The 15,151-nt window shown below is 70.4% G+C and carries 15 protein-coding genes; 10 read left to right on the forward strand and 5 right to left on the reverse strand.

What is annotated here, in order from left to right; translation table 11 throughout:
• Window positions 1-266: 266 nt before the first annotated feature.
• The 4 genes from AC07CM_RS36405 (at window position 267) to AC07CM_RS36420 (ending at window position 4,239) form a co-directional block, all read left to right on the forward strand.
• On the forward strand, window positions 267-539 hold the full coding sequence (locus AC07CM_RS36405) for a hypothetical protein (protein WP_478880769.1): 273 nt from the start codon (window positions 267-269) through the stop codon (window positions 537-539).
• Between the two features lie 69 nt (window positions 540-608).
• Window positions 609-1,016 (forward strand): hypothetical protein, encoded by a 408-nt coding sequence (locus tag AC07CM_RS36410; protein WP_478880770.1) that lies wholly within the window; start codon window positions 609-611, stop codon window positions 1,014-1,016.
• Between the two features lie 113 nt (window positions 1,017-1,129).
• The gene (locus AC07CM_RS36415) at window positions 1,130-1,828 is read left to right on the forward strand and encodes a histidine phosphatase family protein (protein WP_478880771.1); all 699 of its coding nucleotides are present in this window, start codon (window positions 1,130-1,132) and stop codon (window positions 1,826-1,828) included.
• Window positions 1,829-2,217: 389 nt separating this feature from the next.
• Window positions 2,218-4,239, forward strand: a complete 2,022-nt coding sequence (locus tag AC07CM_RS36420) for a hypothetical protein (RefSeq protein WP_478880784.1) — start codon at window positions 2,218-2,220, stop codon at window positions 4,237-4,239.
• 300 nt (window positions 4,240-4,539) lie between these two features.
• Here the strand turns inward: AC07CM_RS36420 and AC07CM_RS36425 are convergent, their stop codons facing one another.
• Both AC07CM_RS36425 and AC07CM_RS36430 read right to left on the reverse strand, forming a co-directional pair.
• The gene (locus tag AC07CM_RS36425) at window positions 4,540-5,568 is read right to left on the reverse strand and encodes a Ppx/GppA family phosphatase (RefSeq protein ID WP_478880772.1); all 1,029 of its coding nucleotides are present in this window, start codon (window positions 5,566-5,568) and stop codon (window positions 4,540-4,542) included.
• Between the two features lie 114 nt (window positions 5,569-5,682).
• Window positions 5,683-6,687 (reverse strand): zinc-binding alcohol dehydrogenase family protein, encoded by a 1,005-nt coding sequence (locus tag AC07CM_RS36430; protein ID WP_478880773.1) that lies wholly within the window; start codon window positions 6,685-6,687, stop codon window positions 5,683-5,685.
• 223 nt (window positions 6,688-6,910) lie between these two features.
• Here AC07CM_RS36430 and AC07CM_RS36435 point away from each other — a divergent pair, with 223 nt between their 5' ends.
• Window positions 6,911-7,834, forward strand: coding sequence for a hypothetical protein (locus tag AC07CM_RS36435; RefSeq protein ID WP_478880774.1), 924 nt, complete (start codon window positions 6,911-6,913; stop codon window positions 7,832-7,834).
• A 105-nt stretch (window positions 7,835-7,939) separates the two neighbouring features.
• Here AC07CM_RS36435 and AC07CM_RS36440 read toward each other — a convergent pair whose 3' ends face one another.
• Window positions 7,940-9,556, reverse strand: coding sequence for an ADP-ribosyltransferase domain-containing protein (locus tag AC07CM_RS36440; protein WP_478880775.1), 1,617 nt, complete (start codon window positions 9,554-9,556; stop codon window positions 7,940-7,942).
• Between the two features lie 195 nt (window positions 9,557-9,751).
• Between AC07CM_RS36440 and AC07CM_RS36445 the strand changes: the two genes are divergently transcribed.
• Together AC07CM_RS36445 and AC07CM_RS36450 are read left to right on the forward strand one after the other, a co-directional pair.
• On the forward strand, window positions 9,752-10,429 hold the full coding sequence (locus AC07CM_RS36445; RefSeq protein WP_478880776.1) for a macro domain-containing protein: 678 nt from the start codon (window positions 9,752-9,754) through the stop codon (window positions 10,427-10,429).
• Window positions 10,430-10,519: 90 nt separating this feature from the next.
• Window positions 10,520-11,152: a class I SAM-dependent methyltransferase gene (locus AC07CM_RS36450; RefSeq protein WP_478880785.1), complete on the forward strand. Its 633-nt coding sequence runs from the start codon at window positions 10,520-10,522 to the stop codon at window positions 11,150-11,152.
• On the opposite strand, the gene AC07CM_RS36455 is transcribed toward AC07CM_RS36450, so the two are convergent.
• Window positions 11,139-11,807, reverse strand: coding sequence for a TetR/AcrR family transcriptional regulator (locus tag AC07CM_RS36455; RefSeq protein ID WP_478880777.1), 669 nt, complete (start codon window positions 11,805-11,807; stop codon window positions 11,139-11,141). The two genes, AC07CM_RS36450 and AC07CM_RS36455, sit on opposite strands and share 14 nt — an antisense overlap.
• A gap of 57 nt (window positions 11,808-11,864) precedes the next feature.
• Between AC07CM_RS36455 and AC07CM_RS36460 the strand changes: the two genes are divergently transcribed.
• From AC07CM_RS36460 to AC07CM_RS36470, 3 genes are all read left to right on the forward strand, one after another.
• Window positions 11,865-13,313 (forward strand): MFS transporter, encoded by a 1,449-nt coding sequence (locus AC07CM_RS36460; RefSeq protein ID WP_478880778.1) that lies wholly within the window; start codon window positions 11,865-11,867, stop codon window positions 13,311-13,313.
• Window positions 13,310-13,705, forward strand: coding sequence for a cupin (locus AC07CM_RS36465; protein WP_478880779.1), 396 nt, complete (start codon window positions 13,310-13,312; stop codon window positions 13,703-13,705). The genes AC07CM_RS36460 and AC07CM_RS36465 overlap by 4 nt, the downstream gene beginning before the upstream one ends.
• Before the next feature lie 172 nt (window positions 13,706-13,877).
• Complete coding sequence (locus tag AC07CM_RS36470; RefSeq protein WP_478880780.1) at window positions 13,878-14,330, forward strand: iron chaperone; 453 nt, start codon at window positions 13,878-13,880, stop codon at window positions 14,328-14,330.
• A 5-nt stretch (window positions 14,331-14,335) separates the two neighbouring features.
• Here AC07CM_RS36470 and AC07CM_RS36475 read toward each other — a convergent pair whose 3' ends face one another.
• Window positions 14,336-14,995, reverse strand: a complete 660-nt coding sequence (locus tag AC07CM_RS36475) for an ArnT family glycosyltransferase (RefSeq protein WP_478880781.1) — start codon at window positions 14,993-14,995, stop codon at window positions 14,336-14,338.
• Window positions 14,996-15,151: the final 156 nt, after the last annotated feature.

Raw genomic sequence — 15,151 nt, forward strand, 5'->3', positions numbered from 1 at the left:
CCCACACCCCCCCCACCCCCCCCCCCCCCCCCCCCCCCCCTCCTCCCCCCCCCCCCCCCCCCCCCCCCCCCCCCCCCCCCCCCCCCCCCCCCCCCCCCCCCCCGCCGGTGCGTTGTTCGACGCCTCGTGGCACCGCGCCTGCGGGTTCGGGGGCCCATCGGATTCAGGGGCCGTTGATCCCGTGCCCGAACTGCTGAGGACATTCCCTCGTTGGAATGGTCGCGGTCGAGTAAGCCCGGGCGAACCCGCACCGTGCCCGTGCCGCCGTGCATCTCGACGGCTTCTGGTGGGGACGCGGGTACCCCGGCGCTGAACGGCTGAGTGAGGGACTGCTGGCGTCGGCCGGTGCCATCGCGCCACCCGAGTACATCGAGGAGCAGGTCGGCAACTCCGCCCGGCCGGGGATTCCCGCCGACCTGCGGAGGCCGCTGCCCGCACGCCCGCTGCCCGACGGCAGGTGGCAGACGCTGCCGGAACGGAAGGAGTCGCTGGAGATCGTCGACGAACTCCACACGCTCGGCGCGCTCGGCGTCACCTAATGGCTGGACGGGGTCGGCTGCCCGCTGCTGCTGGTACAGGCCGGCCGACGGGTACCGCCTGCGCCTGGCGTGGAGTGGTTCGCGGACTTCAGCGCCCGGATCGCACGAGGGGTCTTCGACGAACTGGCCGTGCTCACCCGCACCCGGCCGGCGATCAGCGTCCATCGGATCGACGCAGCCCACCCCATGCTTCCGGAGACTCCGGAAGCGGTGGCGGCGCTGGTCACCGGGTTCCTTCTAGGACTGCCCGACTGTAGGGCCCGGCACGGCTCAGGCACGGTCATGCCGATCGACGGGCTCGTCACTGGGAGTAATCACTGGGCGTCGGTCGCTTTCGTCGATGCGGGAGTGGGCGTACGGCATGCCGGGCGCCCACCGCACGACGCACACCCGCCGAGCAGGAGCGCCCGGCCCGTCGGGCACGGCCGGGTGGCGGGGCCGCGGCATCCGGTTGGCGGGGTGGTGCTGGACACCTGACGGATGTTGCGGGGGCAGGTTCTCACCGAACCTGGAGCACATGGGTCACGACGTGGCTTCGGCCCTCGGCTCTCCGGGGCCACGCCGGGCCAACCACGAAGGAGGTCGGTTCCATGACGATCCGCCTGACTTTTCTCTGTGTGCCCGGTGGTGACGCCACCCTTGATCCACTCCTCGGCGATGTTCCCCTGAGCGAGCGCAGCCTGCGCATGGCAGGCGCCGCGGTGGCAGCGCTCCCTCCCTACGACCTGGCCGTCCGAGGGCCCTCCATCCGTTGCTCGCAGACGGCTGACGCTCTCGGGCTGGTGGCAGTCGCCGAACCCGCACTGCGCGATCTCGACCTCGGCGTATGGCGCGGACACACCGTCGACGACGTCGCCGCAAGCGACCCCGACGGGTTCACCGCCTGGCTCACGGACCCGGACGCCGCGCCACACGGAGGTGAGTCCGTACGCAGGCTGTGCCGTCGAACGACGGACTGGCTGAGCGGTGTCGCGCCCGACACCGGGCACGTGGTGGCCATCACCGAAGCCGCCGTCGTCCGGGCCGTGCTCATTCAGGCCCTGGCCGTACCGGCGAGGACCTTCTGGCACCTCACCGTGCCACCCCTGTCCACGGTCTCCTTGACCCTGCGAGGCGGCTACTGGGAGGTCCGGCTCGGTCACGCCACTCCCCGGGAGGCGCCGGGACGGTTCCTCTCGCGACGCGCGACGCTTGTCCACGCGGACAGTGATCAGCGCGCGGGCACCCACCTGGACGGCGGGACGCGGCCAGGCTCCACGCGGAAGACGATCTCCGCCAGCCGCGGATAGGGCACCTGACCAGCGCATTCCGCGGGGCCACTGTCCGGCTCCGGCTACCCGACCGCGCGGTGCGGTCGTCGCGAAGGGGCCCAGAGCGTGCACGGGAATGCTGTGCCGGCCGGCGAGCTGCTGGGCCGGCACAGCAGCCTGGGGGGCTGGCCGAAAATCGCCCCCTGCTCGGATTCGGCGGTCGACCAGAGACACGGAAGGTGTCTCACAGGTAAAGTCCGTCCGTCCGATCAAGAAAGAACACCCGTACACGATGGTTTCCGGCTGGCGGCGATGTGATTGCGCCAGTGGGCAGGCCTGTGCGCGAGGATGTTGAGTTGCCTGGAGTTGGCACAGTGTCAGCATCGTCCGTCTCCGCCCGGTTGCGCGCCGCGGTGAGACGCCTTGTGTTGCCCACGGCACTCGCCGTGTCGTTCGTCGCGCAGGCAGTGGGCGCCCTCCTGCCCAGTGTGTCCCTGCTGATGGTCTCCACCGTTGTCGGGCTCGCGGCTGACGCCGCCCTGCACCGCTGGCAGGGGAGCATGGCCGCTGCCCTGGGGAAGGTGCACGCGACCGTGGGTGTGCGCCAGGTGGTCCGGGATCTCCTGCTGGTGACCGGCATCCTGCGCATCGAGGAGCAGCAGGACGAGGACAGGTACCTCGTTCTCGTCTGCGCTCTGCTGCTCTTCTACGCCCTGCACTTCACCTGCCAGGCGCTCGCGATCGTCGTACGGCGTACCCGCACGCTGCCGGTGGTGACCCGGAACGTCGACGCCTCGGCGCTGCGCCTTAGCGCGGCTCCGCCGGCATTGCTGATGCGGCGTCCCGGACAGCGGCTGCTCACCTTCGGTCTGCCCTCGACGGCCGGTCTGCTGGCCACCGCCGCGACCGGCGCGGCCCGGTGGGCCGCCGCGGGCATCGGCGTGTCCATCGCCCTGACGGTCGTGGCGATCGCGACGCTGCTCACGCGGCTGCTGCCGAGCCGCAGGCCGGTGACGACCGAGCAGGCACTGGAGTGGTTCGACGCCTGGATCGCCGCGTACCAGCCGACGGTGGGCATGTACTTCTCCGGTGGCACCAGCTCGGCCTACCAGGCGAACATGTGGCTGGAGCCGCTGGCCCGGCTGGAGGGCCGCCCGCTGATCGTGCTGCGGGAACGCTTCATGGTGAACAAGATCGCCTCCACCGACATCCCGATCGTGTGTCTGCCGAAGGTCGCCGACCTGATGCGGCTGGAACACTCCACGCTGAAGATGCTGATCCACCCCTCGAACTCGGGCAAGACCTCGCAGGTGCTGCGGATCCCCACCATCAAGCACGCCTTCGTCAACCACGGTGAGAGCGACAAGCTCTCCAGCTGCAACCCGTACGCGAAGGCCTACGACGAGGTGTGGGTGGCCGGACCGGCGGCTCGCGAGCGCTACGCCCTGGCGGACGTGGGCATCGACGACAGGGACGTCGTGGAGATCGGACGCCCGCAGCTGGACGTGATCGAGTCGTACGCCGGTGCCCCAGTGGGCCGGTACACCACGGTTCTCTACGCCCCCACGTGGGAGGGCTGGGACGGCAACCCGGGCAACACGTCGATCATCGACGCCGGCGAGAACATCGTGCGCGGCCTCCTCGCTGATCCTGCCGTGCGCCTGCTGTACAAGCCGCACCCGCTGACCGGCTCGGTGGAGCCTCGGGCGGCGGTGGCGAACGAGCGGATCAAGGAGATGATCCGGGCCGCGAACGCTCTGCGAGCCGCCGAACACCCCGGTGAGCGTCCCGCGCCCTCCGCGGCGGAGGAACTGGCCCGGCGCAGCGCCGAGCTCGACCGCCTGACCACGTCCTCGTTCAGGTCGAGCGCTGACGACACGGAGCGGATGCTGCTCCAGTCGGCCCCGGAGTCCGGCCGGGCCGCCGCCGTGACCGATGCGACCGCCGCCTGGGAGGCCGCGTACTGGGCCTCGTTGCCGGAGTGGGAGCACCAGATCGTCACCGGTGCGCGACCGACCGTCTACGCCTGCTTCAATGCGGCCGACCTGCTGGTCAGCGACGTCTCCAGCGTCATCTCCGACTATCTGGCGAGTGAGAAGCCCTACGCCGTCGCCAACACCAGCGGTCTTACCGAGCAGGACTTCCGCGACACCTTCCCCACCGTCCGGGCGGGTGCCGTCCTGTCTCCCGACGCCTCCGGCATACCCGCCCTCATGGAGTCCGTGCGCCACCCCGAGAAGGACACCTACGCCACGGCCCGTGCCGAGCTCAAGCTGCACCTGCTGGGCCCCTCCGACCCGCCGTCCGTCGTCCGCTTCAACGAGGCGGCCCGTGCGCTGTCCGCTGCGGCCGAGGCACACCGGGCGGGTATGGCGGTGCGCTCCCTGGCGGTGATCCCGCGACAGCGAGAGACCGAACCTGTGCTGGAGAACGAGCGCGTCACCGGCTGAGTCCGAGCCCCAATGAGGCTCCCGTCGCCGATGGGCGGAGACGTCGTACGTCTTCCTCAACGGCACGGGAGCCTCGTGCGTTGCGACAGCCGGCCAGGCTGCCGCCGGCCCGCTGAGTACCCTCTCGAACCGTGACGACTGGGTGACGGAACCGCAGGCGCTCGTGACCCGGGCCTGATCCATACCGCTTCGGCCTTGACCGGTGATCAGGTCGGGCAGCGGCAGCCCCCAACGGTCTCCCGCTGCCCGACCTGAGTCCGAGGAAGCCGTTCACCCGACGTCCCCCCGCGGGATGCGGGTTCAGGGCGTCTGCACGGGGGCGGCCATGCGCAGTGACAAGGAGCTGACCGTCGTTCCGTCGAGCCGCAGACTCTGGCCGCTGTCTCGCTCGAGGTCGGTCCACCAGTCGGCGCCGTCCTCCAGGTAGCGCAGCAGAATGCCCTCGCGCAGGGCCCAGGGGCAGACCGCGAGGGTCTTGACGCCGCTGAGTTTCATGGCCGTGTGGCCGACGATCGCTCCGGCCAGGCTCTGGCGGGCCCGGGGTGCGGAGATGCCGGGCAGCTCGGACCGCTCGGCCGCCGACAACGCCGCCAGCCGGTCGACGGCGCGTCTGAGGGCGCCGCGGTGCAGCAGTCGCTCGACGAAGGGGCCGTGGCGTCCGGCCGGGGCGCCGCACAGGCGCGCCAGCTGCTGGAACGTCCGTGAGGCGGCGACGGCGGTGTGCGGATGCTCCCAGCGGATACGTGCGCCGGCGTCACGCAGTTGATGGCGCACCTCGCGGCGCAGGGCCAGCATCTCGGGCTTGGAGGGCGGCTCGGTGCAGCCGAAGAACTCGTTGGTCAGACGGTTCGCACCGAGCGGCAACGAGGCCGTGAACTCCGGCATGCGACCACGACCGAAGGCCACTTCGAAAGACCCGCCGCCGATGTCGAAGAGGGCCAGCGGCCCCGACCGCCAGCCCATCCACCGCCGGACACCCAGGAAGGTCAGTTCGGCCTCCACCTCACCCGGCAGCAGGCACAACTGCATCCCGGTCTGGGTACGCACCGCCCGCAGCACGTCCGCCCTGTCGGGTGCGTTGCGCACCACGGCCGTGGCGAACGACAACGGCTCCGGCGCTCCCCATCGCCGAGCCGTTTCGGCCGCCGAGTTCAACGCCGTGACCAGCTGCTTCGTGGTCGACTGCCCGAAGCGGCCGTCGGCCTCGACATGTTCGGACAGCCGCAGCTTCCACTTCGCGGTGTGCACCGGCAGCGGCACTCCGTCCCTTGCGTCGGCCACCACCAGACGAACCGTGTTCGAACCCGCATCCACCACGCTCAGTCTCATGGTCCCGAAGTACCCCAGGCAGCACGGATGACGCATGAACGGGCACCGAGAGTTACGAAGAACCACGCGCGTAAAGTCCGCTCGCTGCTCCCCCCGCGGCCCCTGCGCCGGCGCTCACAGGTCGTTCAGCAGTACCGCTGCCCCGTCGAAGCGTCCCGCCTTCAGATCGCCGAGCGCCCGCTGCGCATCGGAGAGCGGGTAGGGGTGCGTGGTGGCCCGGACGCCGTAGCGTGCCGCGAGATCCAGAAAGTCGCGGCCGTTCTGCCGGGTGTTGGAGGTGACGCTGCGCACCTCCTTCTCGTAGAACAGCTCGCTCTCGTAGTGCAGCCCCGGGACGTCGCTGAGATGGATGCCCGCGATCGCCAGCACCCCGCCCCGGTCGAGGGCCCGCAGCGCCACCGGCACGAGATCACCGGCCGGCGCGAACAGGATCGCCCCGTCCAGCGGCTCGGGCGGAAGGTCGTAGGCGCCGCCGGCCGACGCACAGCCCAGGTCGAGAGCGAGCCGCCTCGACGCTTCGTCGCGGGTCAGGACGTGCACCGTGGCCCCTTGCGCCAGGGCGACCTGCGCGCACAGATGGGCGCTGCCGCCGAAGCCGTACAGCCCGAGGCGGCCACCCGTAGGCAGGGACGTCCGCAGCAGCGCCCGGTAGCCGATGATGCCCGCGCACAGCAAGGGTGCCAGCGTGACGTCGTCGGTGTCCGCCGGCAGGCGGTAGGCGAAGGCAGCCGGCGCTGTCGTGTACTCCGCGTAGCCGCCGTCGGCGTCCCAGCCGGTGTACTCGGAGCCGGGACACAGATTCTCGTCGCCACGCAGGCAGTACGAGCAACTGCCGTCCGTGCGACGCAGCCATGCCACTCCCACCCGGTCGCCGACCACCCAACCGCTCACGTCCGCACCGATACCGGCGACGACGCCGACCACCTCGTGGCCAGGTGTCACTCCCGCCCGGCGCACCGGCAGGTCGCCCTCGGCGACGTGCAGATCCGTACGGCACACCCCGCACGCCCGAACCCTCACCAGCAGCTCCCCGGACCCCGGCACAGGGACCGGCCGCTCCACGAAACGCAGCGGCTCCTGCTCGATGGGCCCCGGCCTGGTCACCGTCCATGCGCGCATCGATCGTGCCCCCGTCCTGTCCAGGACTGCTCCCTCCAGTGTGGGTCACCACGACGGCCACCGCGCGGACTACGTCGGCACGCGCTGCGCCGCTGGAGCCGGCTCTCGCCCGACGCGGCACCCTCGCCTGCCGACTCGGGTGGAGGACACGCCCGGTCGATCACGCGGGGGATGCCGGGGGCCACGCGAGCTGCGGAAGTCGGCTGTGGCTACGCTCGTCAGCGTGACGCTCGTTGTCGAGGTGGGGGAACCGGTCGAGTCCAGGACGGCCGAGCCGGTGGTGACCGTCAGCAGGCCGCCCGGCAGCAACGGGTTCGCCGTGACCGAATACCTGGAGGTGCACGGCGTTCCAGCCTTCAGCCAGTCGTTCTGTGAGACGTGTGCGATGCTGTTCAGCCGTCTGCCGGGCGCGGACTCGTACCTGCCGCCGGGCATCCTGCGCGACCGGCTCGCCGAAGGCCTCACCGGCCTGGAGCCGCCGGTCGTGGAAGCGTTCACCGCATTGCTGAACCCCGCTACCTACCGCCCGATGCTGCTCGAAATCGTCCCTCGCCTCACCGCGCCGGGCACCGAGGACGACTACTTCAGCCGGGAGCAGCGGCTCGCGTGGCCTCCCGAGTATCCCGACGAGCCGCCGAACGACCCGGGGACACCGTATTTCCGCCTCGAAGAGGCGACACCGCGACCTGTCCCGCTGCCGGGGCGACGGAGCGCGCGGCTCTTCGAGTTCGCCGTGCCGATGCACCCGCCGGAGACCAACGATGCCGCGACCGTCGAGCGGTACGCGCAAGCCATCACCCGGGGTGGGGTACCGACCGCGGTAGCCGTCAGTGTGGTGAACGCCGCCTGCTCGACCGAAGCCGAGCCACCGCTGGACACCGAACACTGGAGCCTCGTGCACTACCTGCTCGACGGCCACCACAAGATCGCAGCTGCCGCCCGCACCGGCCGCCCCCTGCGCCTGCTCTCACTCCTGGCACTCAGTGGCGGCAACACCGACGAACGGTACGCACAGGCAGTACCGGCCCTCTTGGCGGGCGCCCCGGACACTCTCACCTGGCCGGCCGCGCCCGGTTCCGAGCACCCGGGACCACCTGCTCCGCAGGCCGCGACGAGGAGGCTCTGGCGCTGGGGACGACGGCGGTGACCGCAGCGGACGGCGGGACCACGCGCTACGTCACGCCGACCCGCCGCGTGGTACGTCGCTGCCCTGCGCCAGTGCCGGCGGCGCCCGTCGACGCCGGCGCGACGATCACGACACGAGCGTCTGCTCTTCCAGTTCGGTGAGCTTCACGGTGCACAGGCCGCCGCGTTCGGTCTTGATGTCCGTGACCTTCAGCTGGGTGCCCGGCAGCAGGATGAACTCCTCCTCGCCGGTGAACGCGGAGAAGTTGCGGATGCCCACGGCCCGGGCGGGTACCACCTCGAACAGCGTCCGCTTTCCGCGGCTGCCGAGGAACGCCTTGGCCACGCCGAACTCGGACGTGCACGAGGAGACGCCCCACCAGGTCACGTTCTGTCCGAGCGGGTACTGCGCACGCAGGTCCAGCGGGACGCCACGCCACAACGGCTTTGTGCGGGCCGGGAGTTGTGAGACCGCCGAGAACAGCAGCCGCAGATAGGGCAGGTACGGGAGGAGTCTGGTGCGGTCGGGGGAGCGCAGGATGGCGTTGATCTCCCGGTAGAACGCGGACTCGCAGGTGTAGAGGTAGAGCGCGGCGATCGCGTCGGTGGACAGGCCGTGGGACGCCTCGTCCGCCCGCCGCTTGCCGAACTCGTGCGACTGGTCGACGTGCCGGCCGAGCCCGGACAAAAGCGTGCCGACCGGGGCGAGGGCCTGCCGGAAGTCCATGAGCGGGGTGTCGAACACACCCGTGATCGCGGGAAGGAAGAGCCCCTCGTCCTTCACGCTGGAGAGCCGGTCGAGGTAGAGCTGGTGCAGCTCCATGGTGGAGGCGATGAACGCGCCCATGCGGTCGGCGACGTCGCCGTCGGTCCCGCCGGTGTGAGCCGCCGCCTGGTTCCAGCCGCTGCTTGGCAGCCAGTCGATCTCGTCGGCGCCCAGGGACGCGAGGGCGTCGTTGACCATCTTGAAGTGGTCGCCGTCGCAGAAGATGTCGCCCTGCGCCGCGGGGTTGGCGTGGTCGATGTGCCGGACCTCGACCTCCGGATACTTCTTCTGGAGCTGGAGAACGACCTTCTTCAGACTGCGCGCATGCGCTCCCCACCACGCGAAGACGACCCCACGGTCCTCCTCCTCGGCGTTCTGCTTGGCCTTGAGGATCTCCTCGACGATCCGCTCGGCGACCGGCCGCCAGAACCCGGTGTGCCGGTCGGTGCCGACCGCCCCGTCGCTGCCGGCGGTCAGCGCCGCGTTCAACAGCAGCACGCCCTGCGTGAGCATCGCCTGGAACCACTCCGGCGGCTGGACGGTGTCCTGATTCTTCAGCAGGGCGCGAATGTCGGCTATCGGGGTCTTCTTGGGAATGCCGTACTTCCACATCGCCGCCGCCTTGATGATGCAGCGGATGCTGACGACCCTGCCGAACTGACTGTCCTTCCAGTCGTGGAAGGTGTTGTCGAACATGGCGATGCCGGTGGCGCTCTCCGGCCGTGGATACGGGTTCTGACCGAAGATGACGACCTTCCACTTGTGCGGCGCGTTGGGCTTGAGCGCCTGGAAGGTCAGTTCGCGAACCGGGACGACCTCCGGACCACGGTCCGGTCCGATGAAGGCGGCCGCATCCGGCTGCGCCTCGATGACCGGCTTCAACAGCGGAAGCCAGGGCTCACCGCCACCCTTGAACAGTTCCGCGAGGGCCAGCGGGTCATCCGGGTCGGGCGCGGCAGGGGTGTGGTCATCGCTCATGGCGCAAGGGCTCCGAAGGGTCGAACTGCACGGGTGGAATGCCTGATCGGCGAAGTGCCCCAGACCATAGTTGAGCCCACTGACAACCGTGCCGCCCCGGCGCGTTGGGGCGTGGGGCCGGCCGACCACCGATGTCAGTGGGGCGCGGTAGCGTCGCCACCAGTTGAGCCATTCGTAGCTGATCGGAGCGAGACCATGACCGTAGACCGTGTGCCCTCACCGCTCAGGGTCGTGCTGACCGACATCAACGCCGCGGTGGTGCAGGCGTGGAGGGCGGCCTTCGCCGACACCCCCGAGATCGAGATCCGCAGCGGCTCGATCCTCGACGAGGACGTCGACGCGTGGGTCAGTCCCACCAACTCCCGCGGCCGGATGGACGGCGGGGTCGACGCGGCCATCAAGCGGTACCTCGGCGCCGGCATCCAGCTGCGCGTGCAGAAGGCGATCCGCAGCGAGTTCGCGGGGACCCTCCCGGTGGGCAGCGCGGTGTGCGTCGCCTCCGGCGCGGTCACGCCGAGGTTCCTGATCTCGACGCCGACGATGCAGACGTCATCGCAGAACGTCAGTGAGACCCTGAACGTAGCCTTGGCCTGCGCCGCCGCGTTCCAGGCGATCCACCAGCAGAACGACAGGGCGCCGGGCAGCATCCGGTCGGTGGCGTTGGTCGGCATGGGCGCCCAGACCGGCCGGGTACCGGCACGGGTGTGCGCCAACCTCATGTGGACGGGCTACACCCTCTTCCAGGACCACTCCTTCGAGAACTACCACGACCTGCGCGGCACGATCGTCGCGCAGCTCGACGACCTCGAGAGCGCGCCCGTGGAGAAGCGCGTGCGCATAGCACCGCCCAAGCGCGCCGGCTCGCGCCGCTGATGAGGTCTTCGGTGTCCCACGAGGGCCGTTGGATAGCGTGAGGGCGTGAAGAACGCACCGGGCACCGACAGTTGGTTGGAAGACACGCGCATGTCCTATGACACCGTCGCGGCGAGCTATGCGGACCAGGTGCGTGACCTCTTGGACGAAACGCCCGAAGAGCGCGCGGTCCTGGCAGTGTTCGCCGACCTGGTGAGTACCACCGGTGGGGGACCGGTCGCCGATGTGGGATGCGGGCCGGGTCGGATCACAGCTCACTTGCGTCGGCTGGGCGTGGAGGCGTTCGGGATCGACCTGTCGCCTCGGATGATCGAGGTGGCCCGACGTGACCACCCCGGTCTCCGGTTCGAAGTCGGCTCCATGACGGACCTCGACCTCGACGACGGTTCGATGGCCGGCCTGGTCGCCTGGTACTCGTTGATCCATGTGCCCGACGACGAGGTCAGCTCGGTTTTCAGGCACTTTCGTCGAGTGCTGCGCCCAGGCGCCCCGTTGCTCCTCAGCTTCCATGTCGGGGATGAGTCGACATTGAAGACGCAGGGGTACGGGGGCCACCCGATGAAGGTCTACGTCCATCGTCGCCGGCACGGCCAGATGACCGCCTGGCTCGACGATGCCGGCTTCACCGTCGAGTCACACACAACCCTCACCTCGGCCGAGAGCACACTCGGCGGCATCCTGCTGGCGCGCCGTCAGCCCGACTGCGCGGTCAGCGCGAGCTGATGAGGCCGTCCACCAGGGACCGGAGCCCTTCCAAGTAGGTGTCCTCGGCCGTCAGTGACGCCCATTGGTCCGAGACCTGCGCCAGGCGGGGGAGTTCGCGCTCGTCGATCCGGGCGAAGATCCGCTCGCGATAGGTGGTTCTGTCCTCGTCGGCGCGGCGTCGGGCCGCTGCCTTGCGGATCAGGATTTCTCCGGCGGTGTAGTACCAGATCGCGCGGTAGCCGTGCACCGCGCGCTCGGCAGTGAGCCCGCACCCGACCAGGCCGTCCACGATCTGTTCGACGAACCACAGCGCGGACGTGGACATCAGGTCGTCTGCGGTCAGCACCTCCACGATCCAGGGGCAGGCGGCGAGCGCCTCGTGGATCGCGGCGGCCGCGGCCACGACCCGCTCACGGGGCCGGCCCGGCGGTTCGTATCGGCGCAGCGTCCGGTCGGCATAGTCGTCCAGCAGCAGGACGAGCAGTTCGTCCTTGTCGCGGACGTGATGATAGAGCGCCATCGGCGTGCTGCCGATCTCTGCTGCCAGCCGACGCATCGTCAGTCGACCCACCCCTTCCTCCGCCACGATCCTGCGAGCCGTCTCGACGACTTGCTCCAAGGACAGACGGGGCGGTCGGCCTGGGGATCTACGCGGTGCGGGCGGGTGCGGCATGCCGCCCATCATCCCCCAGCACTCGACACGAGCGATCCGCCGGGCTACTTTCTATACATGTACAAAAACGTAACCGGGCGCCCAGGCGTGGTGTTGGCGGCGGCAGCCGTCGCCCAGTTCGTCATGGCGCTGGACATTTCGGTGGTCAACGTCGCATTACCCGCGATCCGCACCGCCCTCGGTTTCACCCCGCTCGGCTCCTCGTGGGTCGTGCACGTGTACGCACTGACCTTCGGCGGGTTTCTGCTCCTGGGCGGCCGCGCGTGCGACGTCTACGGACGGCGTCGGCTTTTCGTGCTGGGGCTGGCCGTCTTCGGACTGTGCTCGCTGGCGGCAGGGCTGGCTCAGGCGCCCTGGCAACTGATCACGGCTCGCGCAGGGCAGGGTCTGGGCGCGGCTGCGGCGGCGCCGGCAGCGCTGGCCATGCTCACGACGACCTTCGCCGAAGGCCCCGGGCGCGTTCGCGCGCTCGGACTGTGGAGTGCGGTGAACGCCGCAGGCGGCGCGCTGGGCGTGCTGGCGGGCGGTCTGCTGACCGAGTACGCGGGCTGGCGCTGGGTGATGCTGATCAACCTGCCCATAGTGGCGGCCGCTCTCTCGCTGGTCCCCGCAGGCGTGCCCGCAGGAGTACAACCTGCCCGGCGCGAGAGGCTCGACGCACTGGGCGCCGTACTGGCGACCGGCGGCATCGGGCTGCTGGTGTTCGGCCTCGTCCGCACCGACTCCCTCGGCTGGGGATCCGCCACCACATTGACCACCCTGGCCTCCGCAGCCGTACTGCTGGCCGCCTTCGTCTTCGCCGAGTCGCGGGCCACCGCACCGCTGCTGCGCCTGGGCCTGCTGCGCAGCCGCTGGGTCGCCGGCGCGAACCTGCTGGTGTTCCTGGCCGCGGCGGGACAGTTCACCGCGTTCTACTTCGTCTCCCTCTACATGCAGCAGATCCTCGGCATGAGTGCCGCGGCCACCGGCGCCGCCTTCCTGCCCTTCTCCGGCGGTCTGGTCGCGGGCACCGTCGTCGCCACCCGCGTCACCAGCCACCGCACCCCACGCGTGGCCCTCGTCCCCGGCGCGCTGCTGGCCGCCGCGGGCCTGATCTGGTTCGCCATGATCCGCCCCGGCGGCAGCTTCCTCGGCGACGTGCTCAGCCCGTCCCTCGTCTCCAGCGTCGGCGCCGGACTCGTCCTGGCTCCCGTCGCAGCCGCCGGGACCGCCGGGGTCGCCCGGCACGAGGCCGGCATGGCCTCCGGCCTCCTCAACAGCTCCCGTCAACTCGGCGGCTGCGTAGGCCTCGCCGCTCTCGCCACCCTGGCCGCACACCGCACCGGCACGGTCACCACGCCGGCCGCGCTGAACGCCGGGTACGCCCTCGCCCTGGCCGTCACAGCCGCCCTCTTCCTGGTCGCCGCGGGCGTGGCGACCACCGTCCTGCCCCGCCGCCGGAGTGCTGCACCCGCCCCGCACACCTCAGCTCGCCCGGACAACCAGTTGGAAGGAACACACTCATGACGACCACCGCCATCGACCTGTTCGCCTCCGCACTGCACTTCCACCCCGACGGTGACGTCCACGCCGCCGAACGGCGGATGACGAGCAGTGACTCCGGCGCCTGGCAGATCGCCACCTTCCACGTGGAGACCGACGACGACGTCCACGCCGACCACTGGGAGATGCACCCCGCGGCGGAGGAGGCCGTGTGCTGCCTGCGCGGCGGCGTGCGCCTCTACTTCCGCCCGGTCCTGCCAGGCGGCGCGGAAGAGTTGGTGCGTCTGCCGGCCGGCACCGCTGTGGTCGTCCCCCGCGGCCGTTGGCACCGCCTCGAACTGGACGCTCCCAGCGATCTGATGTCGATCACCCTGCGCCACGGTACCCGCCTCGAAAAGCGCACCGGGACCTGCTGACCGGAAAGTTGGCTCTGCAGAGCACCGGGTCGCACAATCCGCCTGCGCGGCGGGGCCGGACGGCGGCCGCTACGACATCAGCCGAATCCCAACGGTGGTACGAACTGCACGAGTTGGGCTAGGGTCCCGCTTCAAGATCCGTACATCGCGATCACAATGGGGGAGATCAGTGGTGAGCAGCACCGGCAGCTCCGCGTACGAGGGATTCACGGCCGAGGAGCGTGCCGCGATGAAGGACCATGCCCAAGAGCTCAAGAAGGCGGCGCGCCGGAGCTCGCGCGCGGACAAGGCGGCGCAGGCGGAGCGTGAAGTGCTCGACAAGATCGCCGAGATGCAGGACTCGGACCGAGTCATGGCTGAGCGCGTCCACGCCGTGATCACCGCCAGCGCGCCGAGCCTCGCGCCCAAGCTCTGGTACGGGATGCCCGCCTACGCACAGGACGGCAAGGTCCTCTGTTTCTTCCAGAGCGCTGAGAAGTTCAAGGCACGCTACGCGACACTCGGGTTCAGTGACCAGGCGAAGCTGGACGACGGCCCGATGTGGGCGGCCGGTTTCGCCTTGACCGAGGTGACGCCCCAGGTGGAGGAGCGGATCGCTGCGCTGGTGCAGCAGGCCGTGAACTGAGGCGTTCACATCTGTCTGATGGCTCGGGGCGGCGTTCCGCGACGACGGGGCGCCCAGGCCCTGAGCAGCGCGGCGGCCATCAGGACGGACCCGAAGATCGCCGCGAGGTGGTTGAACTCCGAGCCGAGGCCGACCAGCGCGCCCGCGGCGAGCCACCACCGTGTGTCGCCGGTGCGGCCGATCCGCACGACGACGAACGCGATCGCAGCCCACGCCAGCACTTCGTACGACGTCGTGTTGGCGATGTGCGCGCTGCCCAGCAGCACAGGCATCGTGCCCGTCGCGATCGCCGCGAGCAGCTGCGCCCGCCGTGCGCCGCCCAACTCCCTTGCGGTCAGCCCGCCCACGATCACCGTCCCCGCGGCGGCCAGCGCGGACCACAACCGCAGGCCCGCCGCCGAGACCCCGAACAGCGACAGCGAGACCCGGGCGAGCAGCGGGGCCAGCGCCGGCTGGTCCACATAACTCGCCTGGAGGTGCCTGGCGCAGTCGAGGAAGTACAACTCGTCGCGGTGGAGACCGTAGCGCGGAGCCAGCGCCATCAGCACGGCGAAGACCGCCCCCGCGACGGCGAACACCCGTCGGTCCAGCGGTGCGATCCGTCCGCCCTCCTTCCCGACCTCGTTCGCACGCCCCACGTCCGCCAAATCCGCCGCGTCCGCCATCCCCGCCACCCCCGTCCTCGGCCCCCGGCAGTGTTGTTCGCACAACCGAGGCGGGGCGGGGGGGGGGGGGTGCGGGGCGGGTGGTCCTCCAGTGGCTTGGCGGGGCCCCGGAGGGGTTCTGGACCGCGGGCCCCAGGGTCTGGGCTTTTCCAGCGC

The organism is Streptomyces sp. NPDC044061, assembly GCF_056434305.1.